This window comes from Curtobacterium sp. NPDC086286 (assembly GCF_044746255.1).
Classification (GTDB): Bacteria; Actinomycetota; Actinomycetes; order Actinomycetales; family Microbacteriaceae; genus Curtobacterium.
In genome coordinates this window covers 228399-243739 of sequence record NZ_JBIVBW010000008.1, presented here as the reverse complement: position 1 = coordinate 243739, position 15341 = coordinate 228399, and the positions used below count along the sequence as shown (strand labels likewise).

General features: G+C 71.3%; 12 protein-coding genes. All 12 read right to left on the bottom strand.

The window, feature by feature from the left end:
* Nucleotides 1–443: 443 nt before the first annotated feature.
* A complete protein-coding gene (gene tyrS / locus ACIPKM_RS15845) occupies nt 444–1757 on the bottom strand; it encodes a tyrosine--tRNA ligase (RefSeq protein ID WP_402737080.1) in 1314 nt (437 codons plus the stop codon).
* Nucleotides 1758–1806: 49 nt separating this feature from the next.
* A complete protein-coding gene (locus ACIPKM_RS15840; RefSeq protein WP_402737079.1) occupies nt 1807–2502 on the bottom strand; it encodes a DNA-3-methyladenine glycosylase in 696 nt (231 codons plus the stop codon).
* Nucleotides 2499–3950: an argininosuccinate lyase gene (argH, locus tag ACIPKM_RS15835; protein WP_402737078.1), complete on the bottom strand. Its 1452-nt coding sequence runs from the start codon at nt 3948–3950 to the stop codon at nt 2499–2501. The genes ACIPKM_RS15840 and argH overlap by 4 nt, the downstream gene beginning before the upstream one ends.
* A 49-nt stretch (nt 3951–3999) precedes the next feature.
* The gene (locus ACIPKM_RS15830; RefSeq protein ID WP_402737077.1) at nt 4000–5196 is read right to left on the bottom strand and encodes an argininosuccinate synthase; all 1197 of its coding nucleotides are present in this window, start codon (nt 5194–5196) and stop codon (nt 4000–4002) included.
* A gap of 15 nt (nt 5197–5211) precedes the next feature.
* A complete protein-coding gene (gene argF, locus ACIPKM_RS15825) occupies nt 5212–6213 on the bottom strand; it encodes an ornithine carbamoyltransferase (RefSeq protein ID WP_402737076.1) in 1002 nt (333 codons plus the stop codon).
* On the bottom strand, nt 6210–7448 hold the full coding sequence (locus tag ACIPKM_RS15820; protein ID WP_402737075.1) for an acetylornithine transaminase: 1239 nt from the start codon (nt 7446–7448) through the stop codon (nt 6210–6212). The genes argF and ACIPKM_RS15820 overlap by 4 nt, the downstream gene beginning before the upstream one ends.
* On the bottom strand, nt 7445–8482 hold the full coding sequence (gene argB / locus ACIPKM_RS15815) for an acetylglutamate kinase (RefSeq protein ID WP_070417885.1): 1038 nt from the start codon (nt 8480–8482) through the stop codon (nt 7445–7447). Before argB ends, ACIPKM_RS15820 begins: the two co-directional genes overlap by 4 nt.
* Nucleotides 8482–9681 carry a bifunctional glutamate N-acetyltransferase/amino-acid acetyltransferase ArgJ gene (gene argJ, locus ACIPKM_RS15810; RefSeq protein ID WP_071295807.1) on the bottom strand — a complete coding sequence of 400 codons (1200 nt, stop codon included), beginning with the start codon at nt 9679–9681 and terminating at the stop codon, nt 8482–8484. Before argJ ends, argB begins: the two co-directional genes overlap by 1 nt.
* Nucleotides 9678–10775, bottom strand: a complete 1098-nt coding sequence (locus ACIPKM_RS15805; protein ID WP_402737074.1) for an N-acetyl-gamma-glutamyl-phosphate reductase — start codon at nt 10773–10775, stop codon at nt 9678–9680. The genes argJ and ACIPKM_RS15805 overlap by 4 nt, the downstream gene beginning before the upstream one ends.
* Nucleotides 10776–10852: 77 nt before the next feature.
* Complete coding sequence (gene pheT / locus ACIPKM_RS15800; protein WP_402737073.1) at nt 10853–13345, bottom strand: phenylalanine--tRNA ligase subunit beta; 2493 nt, start codon at nt 13343–13345, stop codon at nt 10853–10855.
* A complete protein-coding gene (pheS, locus tag ACIPKM_RS15795; protein WP_070419380.1) occupies nt 13345–14385 on the bottom strand; it encodes a phenylalanine--tRNA ligase subunit alpha in 1041 nt (346 codons plus the stop codon). The genes pheT and pheS overlap by 1 nt, the downstream gene beginning before the upstream one ends.
* Nucleotides 14386–14455: 70 nt before the next feature.
* Nucleotides 14456–15301 (bottom strand): RNA methyltransferase, encoded by an 846-nt coding sequence (locus ACIPKM_RS15790; protein ID WP_070417881.1) that lies wholly within the window; start codon nt 15299–15301, stop codon nt 14456–14458.
* Nucleotides 15302–15341: the final 40 nt, after the last annotated feature.

Here is a 15341-nt window from a genome sequence, read left to right as displayed (position 1 = left end):
ATAAATTGGCATTGACAATGTGCACGCTGTTGAGTTCTCAAGGACCAGACGCACTCCCCACTCGACCCCGAAAGAGGTTCCGCCAGAGAGGCTTTCGTTCTTGGTTTGACCACCGGTGTGTCGTCGGACCCTGAGGCCCAGTGGCTCATCCCGTAGGAGAGAACCGGTGGAGTAGTCATCCTAGGCGTCGAAGCGACCCAGCGCAAGGCCAGATCTGAACTTCAGTGGAGGATGGTCCCGCTTGAGGGCCGGCGTGCTCTGGGCTTTCGCTCCAGCCGCTCCGCCGCACCTTTGGGGTGACGAGTAGGAACTATACGCAGCGTTCAGCGGGTGCGCCAAGACGGGCCACATCCCGGGCGTGTCGCGTTGTGCAACACGTGCGGCCCGGACGCAGCGATGCCCGGCTCCCACCAGGGGAACCGGGCATCGACGAGCGGCGACGATCAGGAGAGCGTCACGCCGGCCAGGGTCTTCTTGCCACGACGGAGGACGAGCACTCCCCCGGGCAGGGCGAGGTCGGACAGCGGCGCGGTCGGGTCCTCGACGCGCGTGTTGTTCACGTACACACCACCCTGGTCGATGGCGCGACGGGCTTCGCCGAGGGACTTCACCAACTCGGTGTCGACGAGCGCTCGGGCCACGTCGGCATCACCGGGCAGCGCCACCGACCCCGGGAGCTCCGCGATCGCCGACCGCAGGGTGGTGGCGTCGAGCGCGCCCAGGTCGCCGTTGCCGAACAACGCCGCGGAGGCATCGATCGCCGCCTGCGTCGCCGCGACCCCGTGCACGACCGCTGTCACCTCGAACGCGAGGGTCCGTTGCGCCTCGCGCCGGAACGGCTCGTCGGCAACGGCCTGCTCGAGCCGCTCGATCTCGGCGCGGGACAGGAACGTGAACTGGCGGAGCCGGGCAATCACGTCGGCGTCCGTCGTGTTGAGCCAGAACTGGTAGAACGCGTACGGCGAGGTCATGTCCGGGTCCAGCCAGATCGCGTTGCCCTCGCTCTTGCCGAACTTCGTGCCGTCGGAGTTCGTGATGAGGGGCGTCCCCAGCGCGTGCACCGTCGCCCCCTCGGCACGACGGATGAGTTCCGTCCCCGAGGTCAGGTTGCCCCACTGGTCCGAGCCGCCCGTCTGCAGGGTGCACCCGTACTGGCGGAAGAGCTCGCGGTAGTCGAGGCCCTGCAGGATCTGGTAGCTGAACTCGGTGTAGCTGATGCCCGAGTCGGAGTTCAGGCGCGCGGCGACGGCGTCCTTCTTGAGCATCGAGTTCACGCGGAAGTACTTGCCGATGTCGCGCAGGAAGTCGATCGCGGACAGCGGTGCCGTCCAGTCGAGGTTGTTCACCAGCCGCACGCCGTTCGCGCCGTCGGGGCTGAGGAACCGCGACACCTGGCCCTGCAACCGCGTGACCCACTCCTGCACGGTCTCGCGGGTGTTGAGCGTCCGTTCGGCTGTCGGCCGCGGATCGCCGATCAACCCGGTGGAACCACCGACCAGGGCGAGCGGCTTGTGCCCGGCGAGCTGGATCCGGCGCATGGTGAGCAGCTGCAGCAGGTTCCCGCAGTGCAGGGACGGCGCCGTCGGGTCGAAACCGCAGTAGTACGTGATCGGCTCGCCGTCGAGGGCCTCCTTGAGTGCCGTCTCGTCGGTGGAGACGTGCACCAGATCACGCCAGCGCAGTTCGTCCCAGACCGAGGCGAAGGTCGGGTCGTTCTGCTGGCGCGTCAGGACATCGTGAGCGGATTCACTGGACACCCAGCCATCGTAGCGGCGCGCGCGGTCCAGGAGGCGCCGCGCGGCTCCGTCAATCGAGGGCGCCCTTGTGCCGCCGGTACGCCGACACCGTCGGGTCACCGGTGAGCCAGAAGCGCCAGGGGAAGCGCGCGCCGCCGGCGATGCCGCCGACGCCGGTGCGCGGCCCTCGGGAGATCCGCGGGACCGGACCGGTCGCCGCCGGGCCAGGCACGGTCTCGGACAGGAGTTCCTCGACGACGCGGGTCGGTCCGACGGCGGCGAGCCGCGCCTCCAGGCCGGGAGCCAACGTCAGCACGTACGGGCCGGAGCCGTCGAGGAGTCTGCTGCCGTCGTCCTCACCGAGCACCGCACCGAGCGCGCCGCCGAGGTTGCCGGGACCGCGCGCGAGCGCGACGTCCGTGACGGAGCCGCCACGGCGGGAACGGGCGGTCTCGAGGCCCTCGACGACCTGCGCGCCCCGCAGCAGCGATCCCGACGACGTGCCCTCCGGCGCACTGACGACGTTGACGCACGTGTGGATGCCGTAGGAGCGGTAGGCGTAGAGCGTCCCGGGCGGTCCGAACAGGTGACGGTTGCGCGGCGTCGGGCCGCGGTGGCCGTGCGAGCCGGGGTCGGTGGGGCCGAAGTAGCCCTCGACCTCGGTGATGCGCAGGGTCACGCCCTTGCCCGCGATCGTCGCACCGAGCAACGCCGGCGCCGAGACCGGCGCCGGTTCGGACAGCAGCGCGAGCGTGGGGTCGGTCATCGGGTGAAGGGCACGCCCTCCGCGAGGTCGCGGACGCGACGGGTGAGCGACACGAGCTGTTCGGCGACGCGGTCCGGCGCGGTGCCGCCGATTCCGGCACGCGACGCGACGGAACCCTCGATGGTGAGGACGCCGCGGACCTCGGGCGTGAGGTGTTCGGACACCGTCCGGTACTCGTCGTCGGTGGGGTCGTCGAGTTCGATCCCGCGCTCCTCGCAGTACCGGACCAGCGCGCCGGAGACCTCGTGCGCGTCACGGAACGGCACCCCCTGGCGGACGAGCCACTCGGCGACGTCCGTCGCGAGCGAGAATCCCTGCGGCGCGAGCTCGGCCATGCGGTCGGTGTCGAACGAGAGGGTCGCGACCATGCCGGTGAAGGCGGGGAGCAGGACCTCGAGGGTGGCGACCGAGTCGAAGACGGGCTCCTTGTCCTCCTGCAGGTCGCGGTTGTACGCCAGCGGCAGGCCCTTGAGGGTTGCGAGCAGGCCGGTCAGGTTGCCGATGAGCCGGCCGGACTTGCCCCGGGCGAGCTCGGCGATGTCCGGGTTCTTCTTCTGGGGCATGATGCTCGACCCCGTGGAGAACGCGTCGTGCAGCCGGACGAAGCCGAACTCCTTCGTGTTCCAGAGGATGATCTCCTCCGCCAGGCGGGAGACGTCGATGCCGATCTGCGCGAGGACGAAGGCGAACTCGGCGACCACGTCACGAGCCGCCGTGGCGTCGATCGAGTTGTCCGCGGGGCGGGCGAACCCGAGCTCGTGGGCGATCGCCGAGGGGTCGAGGCCGAGCGAGCTCCCCGCGAGGGCGCCGGCGCCGTACGGGCTCACACTCGCGCGGTCCGACCAGTCGCGGAGCCGCTCGAGGTCACGGACCAGGGGCCACGCGTGCGCGAGCAGGTGGTGTGCGAGGAGGACCGGCTGCGCGTGCTGCAGGTGCGTGCGACCCGGCATGATCGCGCCGGGGTGCTCGTTGGCCTGCTGGGAGATCGCGTCGACGAGGTCGATGACGAGGTGCCCGATGCGGCGACCGTGGTCGAGCATGTGCATCCGACCGAGCGTCGCGATCTGGTCGTTGCGGCTCCGGCCGGCGCGCAGCTTCCCGCCGAGCTCGGGGCCGAGGTCGGCGATGAGGAGTCGTTCGAGGGCGCCGTGCACGTCCTCGTCGCTGTCGGCGGGCTGCAGCGCGCCGTCGGCGTGCGCGGACTCGAGGCGGTCGAGGCCGGCGAGCATCCGCTCGAGCTCGTCGGCCGTCAGGTACCCGGCGGTGTTGAGGGCGCGGGCGTGGGCGCGGGAGCCGGCGATGTCGTAGGGGGCGAGCTGCCAGTCGAAGTGGGTCGATCGGGAGAGGGCGGCGAGCTCGGCGCTCGGGCCGTCCGCGAAGCGGCCACCCCAGAGGGCGCCGGTGTTGGTGGCGTCGGTCTTGGCGGCGGGCTGGTTCGCGTCGGTCATGGTTCTCTCGTCGTCCGGTCGTGGGTTTGGGGGCGGGGTGCCTGGGCGCTCAGTTGGCCAGGTCGCGGCGGGCGGAGATCTTGCTCGGCAACGACCAGATGTCGATGAACCCCTTCGCGTGCGACTGGTCGAAGGCGTCGCCCGTGTCGTAGGTCGCCAGGTCGAAGTCGTAGAGGCTCTGGCTGGAGCGGCGTCCGGTCACGACGGCTCGGCCCGCGTGGAGCCGGAGTCGGACGTCGCCGGAGACGTGCTGCTGGGTGTGGGCGATGAAGGCGTCGAGGCTCCGCTTCAGGCCGCTGAACCACAGCCCGTCGTAGACCAGGTCGGCCCAGTCCGACTCGACCTGCCGCTTGTACCGGTTGACGTCGCGTTCGAGGGTCAGGTTCTCGAGCTCCTCGTGCGCGGCGATCAGGGCGACGGCGGCCGGCGCCTCGTACACCTCGCGCGACTTGATGCCGACGAGCCGGTCCTCGACCACGTCGATCCGACCGACACCGTGCTTGCCGGCGAGTGCGTTGAGCTCCTGCACGACGCGCAGCACGCTGAACCGCTGTCCGTCGATGGCGACGGGGACGCCCTGCTCGAAGGTGATCGTCACCTCGTCCGGAGCGCGCGGGACGGTCGGGTCCTGCGTGTAGGCGTAGAGCTCCTCCGCCGGGGCGTTCCACGGGTCCTCGAGGTGACCGGTCTCGACCGCTCGACCCCACACGTTCTGGTCGATCGACCAGGGCGAGCGTTCCGACTGTTCGACGGGCAGGCCGTGCTGCTGGGCGTAGGCGATCGCTCGGTCGCGGGTGAGCGCGAGGTCCCGCACCGGTGCGACGCTCGTCAGGTCCGGGGCGAGGGCCGCGACCGCCGCCTCGAAGCGGACCTGGTCGTTGCCCTTGCCCGTGCACCCGTGCGCCACGCTGTCGGCACCGAGCTGCTTCGCTGTGAGCGCCAGGTGCTTCGCGATGAGGGGACGACTCAGCGCGGAGACGAGCGGGTAGCGCTTCTGGTACAGGGCATTGGCCTGCAGCGCGGGGACGAGGTAGTCGTCGGCGAACTCGTCCTTCGCGTCGATGACGATCGACTCGACGGCGCCGCAGTCGAGCGCGCGCTGCCGGATCGCCGCCATGTCCTCGCCGCCCTGGCCGACGTCGACCGCGAGGGCGACGACGTCCTTGCCGGTGGCGTCACGCAGCCAGCCGATGCCGACGGACGTGTCGAATCCGCCGGAGTACGCGAGGACGACGCGGTCTGCCACGGTGGTCTCCCTGGGTCAGGCGGTCGCGGGGGCGCCGGTCGTCGCGTGGGCGCCGGTCGCGGCGGGAGCGCTGGTCGCGGTGGGAGCGCCGGTCGCGTTCGCTGCGAGGAGCCACGCGAGCAGCGCCTTCTGGGCGTGGAGACGGTTCTCCGCCTCGTCCCAGATGATGCTCCGCGGACCGTCGATGACCTCGGCCGTGACCTCGAACCCTCGGTCGGCGGGCAGGCAGTGCATGAACACGGCGTCGTCGGCGGCGTGCGCCATCATCGCGTCGTCCACGCGGTACCCGTTGAAGGTGTCGAGCCGCGCCTGCTTCTCGTCCTCCTTGCCCATCGACACCCAGGTGTCGGTCACGACGACGTCCGCTCCGGCGACGGCGGCGACCGGGTCGGTCACGACGAGCACGGAACCGCCGGTCACGGCAGCGCGACGCTCGGCGTCCGTGACGACCTCGGCTGCCGGGGAGAACTCGGCCGGTGCCGCGACGCGGACGTGCATGCCCGCGGTGGCCCCGGCGAGCAGGTAGGACTGCGCCATGTTGCTCGCGCCGTCGCCGATGAAGGCCACGGTCTGCCCCGCCAGGGTCCCGCGGTGCTCGCGGATGGTCAGCAGGTCAGCGAGCAGCTGGCACGGGTGGAAGTCGTCCGACAGGGCGTTGACGACGGGGACGCTCGTGTTCGCCGCCATCTCCTCGAGCCCGGCCTGGCCGTAGGTGCGCCACACGATCGCCGACACCATGCGCTCGAGGACGCGTGCGGTGTCGGACGGCGTCTCCTTGCCGCCCAGCTGGCTGTTCGCCGTCGAGATGATGAGCGGGCTGCCGCCGAGGTCGGAGATGCCGACGTGGAAGGACACCCGCGTGCGGGTGGACGACTTGTCGAAGATCACGGCGACGCTCTGCGGTCCGGCGAGGGGCTTGGCACCCCACCGGTCGGCCTTCATCTGCTCGGCGAGGTCGAGGATCGCGGACTGCTCCGCCTGGCTGAGGTCGTCGTCGCGGAGGAAGTGGCGGGTCATGCGGAGGTCTCCTGGGTGGTGGTGCCCTGGTCGGCGGCGACTGCGGCCAGGCTCTCGCGGAGGATCGACACGAACTCGTCGATCTCGGCGTCGGACACGACGAGCGGCGGCGCGATGCGCAGGCTCGACTCGTTCGGGGCGTTGATGATCAGGCCGCGCTCGAGCGCGGCGGCGTTGACGGCGGCGGCGACCGGGCCGGTCAGGCCGACCCCGATGAGGAGGCCGGTGCCACGGACCTCTTCGACGAGGGGCGAGCCGATGCTCGCGATGCCCGCACGGATCCGCTCCCCCTTCGTCACCGCACCGGACACGAGGTCAGCCCGCTCGATCTCGGCGAGGACGGCGTTCGCCACCCGGGTGCCGAGCGGGTTGCCACCGAACGTCGAGCCGTGCTGTCCGGCCGAGAACAGTTCGGACGCCCAGCCGAAGGTGACGAGGGCGCCGATCGGGAACCCGCCCGCGATGCCCTTCGCGATCGTGATGGCGTCCGGCTCGAAACCGTGGCCCTGGTAGGTGAACCAGTTGCCGGTCCGGCCGACGCCCGTCTGGATCTCGTCGAGGATCAGCAGCGCGCCGTGTTCCGCGGTCAGGCGGCGAGCGGCGAGCAGGAACCCCTCGGGCAGGTCGACCACGCCGGCCTCGCCCTTGATCGGTTCGACGATGAGCGCGGCGACGGTGTCGTCGATCGACTCCTCGAGCGCGGCGACCGTGGAGTCGATGTGCTCGACCCCGGGGACCATCGGCAGGAAGTCCTCTTGCAGGGCGGGCTTGCCGGTGAGCGCGAGCGCGCCCATCGTGCGGCCGTGGAAGCCCTGCTTCAGCGCGAGGATGCGGGTCTTCTGCCCGTCGGCGCCCTTGTTCAGCCGTGCGAGCTTGAACGCGGCCTCGTTGGCTTCGGCACCGGAGTTGCCGAAGTACACGCGGCCGGCCTCACCTGCGCCCGTGATGCGCTTGAGCCGCTCGGCGAGCTCGAGCTGCGGCGGGGTCGCGAAGTAGTTCGAGACGTGCACGAGCTTGGCGGCCTGGTCGCTGATCGCCTCGACCAGCGCGGGGTGCGCGTGGCCGAGCGAGTTGACGGCGATGCCGGCGAGGAAGTCGAGGTACTCGTTGCCGTCGACGTCCCAGACGCGACAGCCCTCGCCGCGCTCGAGCATGATCTTCGGCGGGGTCAGGGATCGCATGAGCGACGCCCCGAACCGGTCGTTCCAGGTCTCGGTCTGCGTCTCGGTGCTCACTGCGGCTGTCCCTTCTCGGTCGTGCTGGCCACGTGTTGGCCGGTGGTGCTGCTCGTCGACGGTGCTGCGACGCGTCGGCCGATCTCGGCGTGGGTCATCTGGTTCTCGGTGCGTCGGCTCGGGTCCGGGATCACCTCGGTGCCCGCGCCGCGCAGGGTGAACACCTCGAGCAGGATCGAGTGCGGGATCCGCCCGTCGATGATCGTCGCGCCGCCGACCCCGCCGACCACGGCGTCGAGGCATGCGGTCATCTTCGGGATCATGCCCGACTCGAGCGACGGCAGGAGCGCGCGGAGTTCCTCGACCGCGATGAGGTCGACGATCGAGTCGCGGTCCGGCCAGTTGCGGTACAGGCCGGGGACGTCGGTGAGCATCATGAGCTTCGACGCCTTGAGGGCGATCGCGAGTGCGCCCGCCGCGGCGTCGGCGTTCACGTTGAGCGCTTGGTCCGGGTGGGCGTCGTCGATGGCGATGCTCGACACCACGGGGATGCGGCCGGCCTCGATCGCGGCGAGCACACCGGAGGGGTCGACGTGCGTGATGTCGCCGACGTGCCCGAGATCGAAGTGCTCGCCGTCGACGACGACGCCCTTCTTCTCGCCGGTGAACAGCGAGCCGCCGTCGCCGAACACGCCGACGGCCAGGCCCTCGCCGTGCTCGTTCATCAGGTCGACGATCTCGCGGTTGACCTCGCCGGCGAGCACGTCACGGACGACCGTGATCGCCTCGGTCGTGGTGACGCGGTAGCCGCCGCGGAACTCGGACGCGATGCCCTGTTCCTTCAGCGCCGCCGAGATCTGCGGGCCGCCGCCGTGCACGACCACCGGGTGGAGGCCGGCGTACCGGAGGTAGACCATGTCCTCGGCGAACGCGCGCTTGAGGTCCTCGTTCACCATGGCGTTGCCGCCGAACTTGACGACGACGATCTTGCCCGAGAACCGCTTCAGCCACGGCAGGGACTCGATGAGGGTCGCGGCCTTGACGGTCGCGAGCTCGTGCTCTTCTTCCTTCGAGAGGATGCTGTCGTCGGCCATCAGCTGGAGTACGCGCTGTTCTCGTGGACGTAGTCGTGCGTGAGGTCGTTCGTCAGGATCGTCGCCGAGAACGGTCCGACGCCGAGGTCGATGAGGACGTCGGTGTCGCGCGGCGTCAGGTCGACGCGGTCGCTCGGCTCGTCCGGGGCGCCGGCGTGGCAGACACGGACCCCGTTCATCGAGACGTCGACGGCGTACGGGTCGAACTCGGCGTCGGTGGTGCCGATCGCCGCGAGCACCCGGCCCCAGTTCGGGTCGTTGCCGAACACCGCGGCCTTGAACAGGTTGTTCCGGGCGACGCTCCGGCCGACCGTGACGGCGTCGTCCTCGGTCGCGGCGTTCACGACGTGGATCGCGATGTCGTGGCTCGCGCCCTCGGCGTCCTGCTGCAGCTGCCGTGCGAGGTCGGCGCAGACCGCGGTCAGGGCTTCTTGGAAGTCGCCGACCTCGGGAGTGACGCCGCTCGCGCCGGAGGACAGCAGCACCACGGTGTCGTTCGTCGACATGCAGCCGTCCGAGTCGACCCGGTCGAAGGTGACGCGGGTGGCGGCCCGGAGCGCCTGGTCGAGCTCGTCCGAGCCGACGACGGCGTCCGTGGTGATCACGACGAGCATCGTCGCGAGCCCGGGTGCGAGCATGCCCGCGCCCTTGGCCATGCCGCCGACGGTCCAGCCGTCCTCGGTGACGACCGACTGCTTCGGCTTCGTGTCGGTGGTCATGATGGCGGTCGCGGCGTCCGGACCGCCGTCGGCCGACAGTGCCGCACTCGCGAGGTCGACGCCCCTGAGGACGTTGTCGCGGAACGTCTGGTCGCCGACCCCGATGAGGCCGGTCGAGCAGACGACGACGTCGCCGGCGCCGATGCCGAGCGCCTCGCCCACGGCTTCGGCGGTCATGTGGGTGGTCTGGAAGCCGAACGGACCGGTGAAGCAGTTCGCGCCGCCGGAGTTCAGGACGACCGCTCGGGCGGTGCCGTCACCGACCGCCTGGCGCGACCAGATCACGGGGTGCGCCTGGGCACGGTTGCTGGTGAAGACCGCGGCCACTGCGGCGTCCGGCCCGTCGTTGACGACGAGGGCCACGTCGGGCTTGCCGCTCGACTTGAGACCGGCCGTCACGCCGGCCGCGCGGAAGCCCGCTGCCGCGGTGACGCCCTGGAGGCCCGGGTCGGTGTGGGTGGACTGGCTTGCGTCGGTCACGGTGCGACTCCGTCCACGCTGAGGCCGAGGGTCTCCGGGAAGCCCAGGGCGAGGTTCGTCGACTGGACCGCGGCACCGGCGGTGCCCTTGGCCAGGTTGTCCAGTGCGCTCACCGCGACGACGCGACCGGCGGCCTCGTCGACCGCCAGCCCGATCAGTGCGGTGTTCGCGCCGATGGTGTCGGCGACCCGGGGGAACTCGCCCTCGGGCAGGAGGTGCACGAAGGGCTCGTCGGCGTAGGCCTGCTCCCAGGCGAGCCGGACGTCACGGGCGCTCACACCGGGCGCGAGCTTCGCGGTCGTCGTCGCCAGGATGCCGCGGGACATCGGGACGAGGACCGGCGTGAACGAGATCGTCACGTCGGACGCGCCGGCGACCACGAGGTTCTGCTGGATCTCCGGGATGTGGCGGTGCTTCCCGCCGACCGCGTACGCGCTCGCGGAGCCCATGATCTCGGACGCCAGGTACGTGTTCGCGAGCTTCTTGCCGGCACCGCTCGGGCCGACGCTCAGCACGGCCACGAGGTCGTCCGACTCGATCAACCCGGCCTGGATGCCCGGCTGGATGCCGAGCGTGACGGCGGTCACGTTGCACCCGGGGACGGCGATCCGCTTCGTCCCCACGAGCGCCGCCCGCTGCCGGCTCTGCGTCTGGATGTCGTCCACGTCACGCCACTCGTCCGCCGACCCGGGCGTCGGCGCCGCGTGCAGCAGCTCCGGCAGCCCGTAGGTCCACGCTCCGTGGTAGTCGCCGCCGTAGAACGCTTCCCACGCCGCCGGGTCCGTCAGCCGGTGGTCCGCGCCGCAGTCCACGACGAGGGCGTCGTCGCCGAGCTCCGCGGTGATGGCCCCGGACTGGCCGTGCGGCAGCGCGAGGAACACGACGTCGTGTCCGCGCAGGTTGTCCGCCGTCGTCGGCTCGAGGGTCAGGTGCGACAGCGAGCGGAGGTGCGGCTGCGTCGCGATGAGCGGCTGTCCGGCGTTCGAGAACGCCGTCACCGTCCTGACGTCGAACTCGGGATGGGCGGAGAGCACGCGCAGGAGCTCACCGCCCGCGTAGCCGGAGGCTCCCGCCACGGCGACGGATACGGACATGGGATTCCACCTTTGGTCGGACTGGTCGTCGAGAGAGTCGGAGGCGGCGGCCCCGGGCGGTGCTGGTCCCGATGGGATCAGTCGCGCAGGGTCGCCCCGAATCGCTCGCCGGCACGTCGGACGGCGCTGTCACGGGCCTCAGTGGCCTCGGCAGCGGTCAGCGTGCGGTCCGTGGCGCGGAAGCGCAGCGCGAACGTCAGGGACTTCTGTCCCTCGTCCACGCCGGTGCCCCGGTAGTCATCCACGAGGCGAGCATACTCCAACAGCTCTCCGGCACCAGTGCGCACCGCATCCAGTACGTCACCCGCCGGTACGTCGGCACCCACCACGAGGGACAGGTCCTGCGTCGCCGCCGGGTAGGACACGATCGGTGCCACCGACACCAGTTCGGGTGCCGCCCGGACCATGGCGTCGAGGTCGAGTTCGACGACCGCGACGACGCGCGGCAGGACCGCTGCCTCGGTCAGCTCGGGCAGGAGTTCACCCGCGACGCCGACGACGGTTCCGTCCACGAGGAGCGATGCCGCGCGGCCCGGGTGCAGGGACGGGTGCGTCGTCTGCGCCACCGTGAGCTCCACGCCGACCGCCCACGCGACGGCGCGCGCGACGTCGAGTGCGTCCGCGATGCCGTACGGCTCGGGCTGCACGCCGGGCTGCTTCACGACCCGGTTGCCGGTGAGCAGCGCGGACACGTGGAACGGCTGCGGCGGCAGGGACGCGTCGAGCGCGGCGAGGGTGTCGCGGTCCGGGAGCACGGCGCCGGCCGGGACCGTGTCGGTACCGAGCGTCTCGCCCACGACCGGCAGGAACACCCGCGAGGTCTCGTAGAGCGCGACGTCGACGAGGCCGCGCGACACGTTGCGGCGGGCGGCGTCGACGAGTGCCGGCACCCCGCTGCGACGGAGGAGGCTCTGCTCGCTGTCGAGGGCGTTCGCGAGGACCACGCTCGGCCCGCCGGCGCCGTCGATGCCCGGGTAGGCGTCCTGCGTGGCCTGCGACACGAAGGGTGCGGTGACGACCTCGACCAGGCCGTCGGCGGCGAGTGCGGCGGCGACGCGGCGACGGGCCTGCTGGTGACCGGTCAGGCCACGGCCGGGCGGCGCGACGGGGAGGACGCTCGGGATGCGGTCGTAGCCGACGATGCGCGCGACCTCTTCGACGAGGGTGGTGTCGTCGGTGAGGTCGGGGCGCCAGGTCGGCGGCACCACGGCGAGCGTGTCCCCGTCGACGTCGACCGACGCACCGATCGCGCGCAGGGTGTCGATGACCTCGGCGTCGGTGTAGTCGACGCCGACGAGCTCGGCCGGACGGGCGATGCGCATCGTGACCGTCGGACGGGGCTCGGTGTCGACGAGCGTCGAGCCGAGGGGGTCCGCGGTGCCGCCCGCGAGCTCGACGAGGAGCTCGACCGCACGGTTCGCAGCGGCCTCGGCCACGAGCGGGTCGACGCCGCGCTCGAAGCGTCGGGACGCCTCGCTCGGGAGCTTGTGCCGACGCGCGGTCCGGGCGATGGAGGTCTGGTCGAAGCCGGCGGCCTCGATCAGGACGTCGGTGGTCGCGTCGGAGATCTCGGTCCGGGCGCCGCCCATCACGCCGGCGAGGCCGACGGGACCGGAGTCGTCGGTGATGACGAGGTCTTCCGGGTCGAGCGTCCGTTCGACGTGGTCGAGGGTCGTCAGGGTCTCGCCGGCAGCAGCACGACGGACACCGAGCCCGCCCTGCAGCGTCCGGAGGTCGTACCCGTGCAGCGGCTGACCGAGCTCGAACATGACGTAGTTCGTGATGTCGACGGGCAGCGAGATCGACCGGACACCGGCGAGGGCGAGGCGCGAGACCATCCACGCCGGGGTCTTCGCGGTCGGGTCGATGCCACGGACGACACGGGTGACGAACGTGTGCGCGCCGACCCGGCCACGCACCGGGGCCTGGTCGTCGATCACGACCGGGAAGCCCTCGGCGCTGCGGGGGGCGACCCGCTCGACCGGGTCGTGGAAGGTCGCGCCGGTGGCGTGGGCGTACTCGCGAGCGACGCCGCGCATGCTCAGCACGTACCCGCGGTCCGGGGTCACGTTGATCTCCACCGCGGCGTCGTCGAGACCGAGGAGGGCGATGGCGTCCGCGCCGACCTCGGGCTCCATGCCGAGGTCCGCGAAGCGGAGGATGCCGTCGTGCTCGTCGCCGAGACCGAGCTCGCGTGCCGAGGCGATCATGCCGTCGGACACGTGCCCGTAGGTCTTGCGTGCCGCGATCGGGAACGGCCCGGGCAGGACGGCGCCGGGGAGCGTGACGACGACGAGGTCGCCGACGTCGAAGTTGTGCGCGCCGCAGACGATGCCGCGGGGCTCGGGCTCGCCGACGTCCACCTGGCACCAGTTGATCGTCTTGCCGTTCTTCTGCGGCTCGGGCTCGCGCTCGAGCACGCGGCCGACGACGATCGGGCCCGTGAGGTCGTAGGTGTGGACGTCCTCTTCCTCGAAGCCCACCGACACGAGCGCCGCGTGGACGTGCTCGAGGGTGACGTCGTCGGGCAGGTCGACGGACTCGCCGAGCCAACGGAGTGGGACGCGCATCAGACCACCGTTCCGAACTGCTGCGAGAAGCGGATGTCGCCCTCGAGGAAGTCACGCATGTCGTTCAGGCCGTTGCGGAACTGCAGCGTCCGCTCGATGCCCATGCCGAACGCGAAGCCCTGGTACTCGGCCGGGTCGATGCCGGCGGCGCGCAGGACGTTCGGGTTGACCATGCCGCAGCCGCCCCACTCGACCCACCGAGCGCCGCCCTTGGCGTTCGGCTGCCAGACGTCCATCTCGGCACTGGGTTCGGTGAACGGGAAGTAGTTCGGGCGGAGCCGGATCTGCGCCTCGGCCCCGAACATCTGGCGCGCGAAGTGCTCGAGCGTGCCGCGCAGGTGCGCCATCGTCAGGCCCTTGTCGATCGCGATGCCCTCGACCTGGGTGAAGACCGGCAGGTGCGTGGCGTCGAGTTCGTCGGCGCGGTACACCCGGCCCGGCGCGATGACGTAGAGCGGCAGATCGCGCGAGAGCAGCGACCGCACCTGCACCGGGGAGGTGTGGGTGCGCATGACGAGGTGGCGCTCGACCGGCTCGACGAAGATCGTGTCGGCCATGGCCCGGGCCGGGTGGTCCGGGTCGAAGTTCAGCGCGTCGAAGTTGAACCACTCGTGCTCGAGCTCGGGGCCTTCCGCGACTTCCCACCCCATGCCGACGAAGATGTCGGCCACGGTCTCGTTGAGGAGCGACAGCGGGTGCCGCGAGCCGGGCGCGCGGCGGACCGGGAGCGCGGTGACGTCGACGCGCTCGGCGTCGAGGCGTGCACGTTCCTCGGCTTCGGCGAGCACGGACTCCTGCTCGGCGATCGCCGCGTTCACCTGCCCACGGGCCTGTCCGACGAGCTTGCCCGCGGCCGCCTTCTGCTCCTTCGGCACGCTGCGCATCGACGCGTTCATCCGCGCCAGCGCGGACTGTTCGCCGGTGTGCTCGGCCCTGGCCTGCTTCAGCTCGGCGACGGTCGTCGTGGCGCGGACCGCCGCGAGGGCCCGGTCCACGGCGTCGGCGACGGCCGATTCGCTGATCTCGAGAGGTTCTGACACGAGACCCAAGCCTACCGGCCCGTGGGATACCGCCGTCCGGTACCGGACGGTCTGGGGAGGAGTCCCCTGATCAGTCGCCTGTGGAGGGACGAGCCGTGCGCTGCGCGAACGCCGACTCGTACAGGCAGACGGACGCCGCGGTCGCGAGGTTCATCGACTCCGCCTTGCCGTAGATCGGCACCTTCACGGCGCGGTCGACGAGGGCGAGGTCCTCGGTGGTGAGACCACGTGCCTCGTTGCCGAACACCCACGCGGTCGGACCGTCGAGCATGCCGTCGGCGCGGACCTCGGGCAGGTCGTCGCCCGAGACGTCGGCGGCCAGGATCGTGTACCCGAGGCCCCGGGCACGGGACACCGCGTCGGCGAGCGTCACGCCGACCGACACCGGCACGTGGAAGAGCGAGCCCGTGGTCGACCGCACGACCTTCGGGTTGTACGGGTCGACGCTGCGCCCGGTGAGGACCACCGCGTCGGCGCCGGCGGCGTCGGCCGCACGGATGATGGTGCCGGCGTTGCCCGGATCACGCACCTCTTCGAGGATCGCGACGATCCCCGGCAGGCCGCCACGCGCCTCCTGGGCGGCACCGGCGTCGGGGAAGACGTCCTTCACCGACGTCGGGAACTGCTGGCACACCGCGACGACGCCCTGCGGCGTCACCGTGTCCGCCATCGCGTCGAGGACCTGTTCGGTCACGAACCACGTGTCGACCGGCGCGTCGTCGAGACCGTAGCGCGCGGCCGCGGTCGGGGTCACGTAGAGCTCGCGGAGGAGCTCCGGGCGGTACTCGATCGCCTCGCGCACCGCCTGCGGCCCTTCGAGCAGGAACAGGCCCGTGTCGGCGCGCACGTCCTTCTTCGACAGCGCTGCGACGGCACGGACACGGCCGGCCTTGGGGTTCTCGAGGAGATCGCTCACGGGACAAGTCTAGGAACGACGAAACCCCCGCCGGACCGGC